We start from the raw sequence: 6,125 nt of genomic DNA, 5'->3' as shown, positions 1-6,125 counted from the left end.
GTTGATGGATCCGGTGTTGGAGGAGTTTCGGCGGGCGGCGGAGCAGGTGACGTATCGGCGGCCGACGATTCCGGTGGTGTCGACGTTGACGGGTGGGGTGGTGGAGGAGTTTTCGGCGGATTATTGGGTGGAGCAGTTGCGGTCGACGGTGCGGTTCTCGGATGCGATTGTGCGGGCGGAAGAGCTTGGGGTGTCGCGGTTTGTGGAGGTGGGGCCGGACAGTGCTCTGGTCGGCTCGATCCTCGAATCGTGTGTGGGTGAGGTAGAGGCGGTCGGGTTGATGCGGCAGGGCCGCCCGGAGCCGGAAACCGTGGTGAATGCTCTGGCCCGTTTGTGGGTGCGGGGTGTGGAGGTGGATTGGAAGGCCTTCTTCGCCCCCACCGGCGCCAAGATGGTCGAACTCCCCACCTACGCCTTCCAGCGCAGGTCCTTCTGGCCTGAGGCCGCCGTGGCTACTCCGGGCGACGTGACAGCCGCCGGACTGACCGACGCCGGCCACCCGCTGCTGGGCGCCGCGGTGACCCTCGCGGACGGTGGGGGGCACCTGTTCACCAGCCGACTGAGCCTCCGCGATCACAGCTGGCTCTCCGACCACGACGTGCTCGGCACCATCCTGTTCCCCGGTACCGGATTCCTGGAACTGGCCCTCCGTGCCGCCGCCGAGGTCGGATGCGACCAGGTGGAGGAACTCACCCTCGCCGCCCCGCTGGTGATGCCCGAGAACGGTGCCGTACAGCTCCAGGTGACGGTCGGCGGTGACGACGGTTCGGGCCTGCGGGCGATCCGTATCCACTCCCGTGCCGAGGGCGCCAGCGGTGACGTCCCCTGGACCCTGCACGCGACGGGCTCCCTCGGTCGGGCGCCCGCCTCGGAGGAGCCGACCGACCTCTCCGTCTGGCCGCCCGCCGACGCCGAGGTCCTCGACGTCTCCGGGTTCTACGACATGTACCTCCAGGGCGGGTTCACCTACGGCCCCACCTTCCAGGGACTGCGGCAGGCCTGGCGGGTCGGCGAGGAGGTGTTCGCCGAGATCTCGCTGCCGGCCGAGTACCAGGCGGAGATCGCCCGCTACGGCCTGCACCCCCCGCTGCTGGACGCCGCCGTACAGGCGTTGACCTTCGTGGCCCTCGACGGCAGTGGCCAGAGCAGGTTGCCGTTCTCCTGGTCCGGGGTGTCGCTGTACTCCCCGGGTGCCTCCACCCTCCGCGTACGGCTGGCCCAGTCGGGCCCGGACTCGCTGAGCATGTCCCTCGCGGACGGCGCCGGCCGGCCGGTCGCCACCGTGGGGTCGCTGGCCATGCGACAGGTGTCGGCCGCCCAGCTGCGTACCGCCGATTCGGAGCCCCCGCGCTCGATGTTCCAGCTCGACTGGGCGGAGGTGCCCACCGACGGGACCGGAGCCGACACCTCGGGCTGGGCGGTTCTCGGGGAGGACACGCTCGGGCTCGCGGCCCCGCTGGGCGCCGGCCAGCTGACCGACCTCCAGGCGGTGGAGCAGGACGCCGTACCGGAGGTCGTCCTGGTGCCCTGCTACGGCGGCCTCACCGAGGACGCCAGCGCCGAAGCCGTGGCCGGCCGGGCGCGAGAGCTGTCCCACGGGGTGCTGGCGCTGCTCCAACAGTGGCTCGCCGACAGCCGGTTCGGACGCTCCCTGCTGGTGTTCGTGACCCGTGGCGCGGTCGCCTCCCAGGAGGAGGGGGCACCCAGCGACCCCGCCGCGAGCACGGTGTGGGGCCTCGTACGGTCCGCGCAGTCCGAGGAGCCCGGGCGGTTCCTGCTGGTGGACGTCGACGACGGCGAGCGCGCCACCCTGCTGCCGGGGGTGCTCGACGCCGACGAGCCGCAGCTCGCGATCCGCGACGGTGTGGTGCGGGCGGCCCGCCTCGGCCGGCTCGGCGGGGAGGAGTCGCTGCTGCCCCCGGCGGACACCCCCGCCTGGCGCCTGGACACCAGCGCACGGGGCTCGCTGGCGAACCTCGCCCTGGTCCCCGACCCCGAACTCCTCGAACCGCTCCAGCCGGAACAGGTACGGGTGTCCGTACGTGCCGCGGGCCTGAACTTCCGCGACGTACTCAACGCCCTGGACATGTACCCGGGCGACCCCGGCCCGATGGGAGTCGAGGGAGCCGGCGTCATCACCGAGGTCGGATCGGCGGTCACCGACTTCGCCCCCGGGGACCGGGTGCTGGGCATGTTCGGCAAGGCCTTCGGACCGGTGTCCCTGGCCGACCACCGGATGATCGCCCGGATGCCCGACGACTGGTCCTTCGACCAGGCGGCCTCGGCCCCGGTGGTCTTCCTCACCGCGTACTACGGCCTGGTCGAACTGGCCCAACTACGGGCGGGCGAGTCGGTGTTGATCCACGCCGCCGCGGGCGGCGTGGGCATGGCCGCTACCCAGATCGCCCGCCACCTCGGAGCCGAGGTGTTCGGTACGGCCAGCGCACCCAAGCAGGACGCCCTGCGCGGCCTGGGCCTCGCCGACGACCACATCGCCTCCTCCCGCGACCTCGACTTCGAGGAGCGGTTCCGGCGGGTGGCCGAGGACGGTCGGGTGGACGTGGTGCTCAACGCCCTCGCCGGCGAGTACGTCAACGCCTCCCTGCGGCTGCTGTCCGACGGCGGCCGGTTCCTGGAGATGGGCAAGACCGACGTCCGCACCCCCGAGGACGTCCAGCGCGACCACCCCGGCGTCAGCTACCAGGCGTTCGACCTGGTGGAGGCCGGAGCGGAACACATCGGGCGGATGCTCGTCGAGGTGCTCCGCCTGATCGAGCAGGGCGCCCTCAGCCCGCTGCCGACACGGACCTGGGACATCCGCCGCGCCCCCGAGGCGTACCGGTACGTCCAGCAGGCCCGCCACATCGGCAAGGTCGTGCTGACCATGCCGAAGCCCCTGGACCCGGAGGGCACGGTCCTCGTCACCGGGGGCACCGGAGGCCTGGGCCGGTACCTCGCACGTCACCTGGTCGAACAGCACGGGATACGGCACCTGTTGCTGACCAGCCGCCGTGGCGAGGCCGCCGAAGGCGCCGCCGCACTGCGGAGCGAACTCGCCGAACTCGGCGCGACGGTCCGTATCGACGCCTGCGACGCCGCCGACCGCGAGGCCCTGCGCGCCACTCTCGACGGCGTACCGGCCGAGCACCCGCTCACCGGCGTCGTCCACGTCGCGGGCGTCGTGGACGACGGTGTCCTCTCCGCCCTCGACCCCGAGCGGATGGACACCACCCTGCGCCCCAAGGTGGACGCCGCGCTCAACCTGTACGAGCTGACCCAGGAGGCCGACCTGTCGGTCTTCGCCCTGTTCTCCGGGGCCGCCGGCACCCTCGGCGGTGCCGGCCAGGGCAACTACGCGGCGGCCAACGCCTTCGTGGACGAGTTCGCCCGATGGGTACGAGGACGCGGAGTACCGGCGGTGGCCCTGGCATGGGGCCCCTGGGTCGCGGACCGCGGCATGACCGGTCACCTGACGGAGACCGACTTCGCGCGCATGGCACAGGCCGGACTACGGCCGCTCAGCGAACAACAGGGCATGGAACTGTTCGACTACGCCCTGCTCGCCGACCGGCCCGCGGTCCTCCCCATGCGGCTGGACGCGAACGCCGCGGCTTCCGGCGACGGCCCCGTACCGTCCCTGATGCGCGCGCTGGTCAGCCCGGCGACCCGGCGTACGGCGACCACCGCCGCCCCGAGCGCGGAACCGCAGACCGAGGACCTGGGCCGCACGCTGCGCCAGATACCGGCCGCCGACCGGTTGGACCACCTGGTAGACCTGGTCTGCGCCCAGGCGGCGGCCGTACTGGGATACGCCTCGGCCGACGAGATCGATCCCGAACAGGCCTTCAACGACGCGGGATTCGACTCCCTGACCGCCATCGAGCTGCGGAACCGGATGAACTCCCTGACCGGGACCCGGCTCCCGGCCACCCTGATCTTCGACTACCCGGCACCGGTGGCGCTCGCCGAGCACCTGCTGGAGGCGCTCGCCCCGGACGAGGCCGAGGAACCCGCGAGCCCCACCACCGAGGGGGGCGAGCGGACCGAGGGATCGCCGCTGGACGAGATCGAACGGCTCGACCAGCTCCTGGGCCGGCTGGCATCCGGCTCCGGCGAGGTGGACGGAGCAGTGGGACGGCGTCTTCAGGCCCTGGCGGCCAAGTGGTCCGCGACGACCACCGCCACCGCCCCGGTGGCGGACAGCGAGGACGAGGACGACGAGCTGGAGTCGGCGACCGCCGACGAACTGTTCAAGTTGATCGACGGCGAGTTTGGTGGCACGTCTTGAGCACAGACGAGAACAACAAGGGTAAGGCTGCTGTGGGCAACTCGGACGGCGAGCAGAAGCTGCTCGACTACCTCAAGAAGGTCACCGGCGACCTGCGCCAGGCGCACCGCAAGCTGCGCGACCTGGAGGCCGCCAACAAGGAGCCGATCGCCATCATCGGCATGAGCTGCCGCTTGCCGGGAGACGTGCGTTCCCCGGAACAACTCTGGGACCTGCTGTCCGAGGGCGGGGACGGCATGTCCGGCTTCCCCGTCGACCGGGGCTGGGACCTGGACCGGCTCTACAGCGCCGACCACACCCAGGCCGGCACCAGCTACACCCGCGAGGGCGGCTTCGTCCACGACGCGACCACTTTCGACCCGGTGTTCTTCGGGATGAGCCCGCGTGAGGCGCTGGCGATGGACCCGCAGCAACGCCTGCTGCTCCAGGCCTCCTGGGAGGCCTTCGAGAACGCCGGCATCAACCCCCAGACGCTGAAGAACACCGACACCGGCGTCTACGTGGGCGCCGCCTCCACCGGCTACGGCACCCACCTCACCGCCCTGCCCGAAGGCGTCGAGGGCTACATGCTCACCGGCAACTCGATGGCCGTCGCCTCCGGCCGAGTCGCCTACACCCTCGGGCTCAAGGGCCCGGCCGCCACCATCGACACCGCCTGCTCCTCGTCCCTGGTCGCCCTGCACATGGCCGTACAGGCGCTGCGCACCGGGGACTGCTCCCTCGCCCTGGTCGGTGGCGTGACCGTGATGTCCACCCCCGGCATGTTCCTGGAGTTCAGCCGCCAGCAGGGTCTGTCCACCGACGGTCGCTGCAAGGCGTTCTCCGACGACGCGGACGGCACCGGCTGGTCCGAGGGCGTCGGCCTGATCGTCCTGGGACGGCTCTCCGACGCGATCAAGAACGGCCACCGCGTGCTCGCGGTGGTACGGGGCTCCGCGATCAACCAGGACGGCGCCTCCAACGGGCTCACCGTGCCCAACGGCCCCTCCCAACAGCAGGTCATCCGCCAGGCGTTGGAGAACGCCGACCTGCGTCCGTCGGACGTGGACGTGGTGGAGGCGCACGGTACGGGTACGTCGTTGGGTGACCCGATCGAGGCCCAGGCGCTGCTGGCGACCTACGGCAAGGAGCGGCCGGAGGGCCAGCCGCTGTGGCTGGGGTCGGTGAAGTCGAACATCGGGCACACCCAGGCCGCCGCCGGCGTCGCCGGCGTCATCAAGATGGTGATGGCGCTCCGCCACGAGGCGCTGCCCAAGTCCCTGCACATCAGCGAACCGTCCACCCACGTGGACTGGTCCGCCGGTGACGTCGAACTGCTCGCTGAGTCCCGGGAGTGGGCGCGTGCCGAGCGCCCCCGTAGGGCAGGTGTGTCCTCTTTCGGTATCAGTGGCACCAACGCCCACGTGATCATCGAGGAGGCCCCGGCCGAGGAGCGGGCCGAGTCCGAGTCCGCCGGAGCCATGCCGGTCCACCCCCTGCTGCTGTCGGCCCGGCAGTCCGACACCCTGCCGGAGATGGCCGGGCGGCTGCGCGCCTCCCTCGCGCTGCGCCCGCTCACGCCCCTGTCCGACGTCGGCCACACCCTCGCCACGGGCCGTGCCGTCTTCGAGGAGCGCGCCGTCGTACTCGCCAGGGACACGGACTCCGCACTGAGCAACCTGGACGCTCTGGTCTCCGGGAACCCCTCGTCACAGGTGGTCAAGGGGACAGCTGTGCGCGGTAGCCGGTCCCGGAACAGGCTCGGGTTGGTGTTTTCGGGTCAGGGGGGTCAGTGGGTGGGTATGGGTGGGGGTTTGTTGGGTGTGGGTGGTGGGGTGTTTGGTGAGGTGTTGGTTGA

2 protein-coding genes are annotated in these 6,125 nt (G+C 71.4%); both read left to right on the top strand.

The window, feature by feature from the left end:
- The first annotated feature begins 190 nt into the window (after positions 1-190).
- Positions 191-4,288, top strand: coding sequence for an SDR family NAD(P)-dependent oxidoreductase (locus tag ABZT14_RS25480; RefSeq protein WP_356306875.1), 4,098 nt, complete (start codon positions 191-193; stop codon positions 4,286-4,288).
- Positions 4,285-6,125, top strand: a 1,841-nt coding sequence (locus ABZT14_RS25475; protein WP_356306872.1) for a beta-ketoacyl synthase N-terminal-like domain-containing protein, incomplete at its 3' end; no start/stop codon positions are given. The genes ABZT14_RS25480 and ABZT14_RS25475, both read left to right, overlap by 4 nt.

The organism is Streptomyces sp. NPDC005438, from assembly GCF_040606315.1.
In the GTDB taxonomy this organism is placed as follows: Bacteria; Actinomycetota; Actinomycetes; order Streptomycetales; family Streptomycetaceae; genus Streptomyces.
Note: the sequence above shows the minus strand (reverse complement) of the source record. Positions and strands in the feature narration are given on the sequence as shown.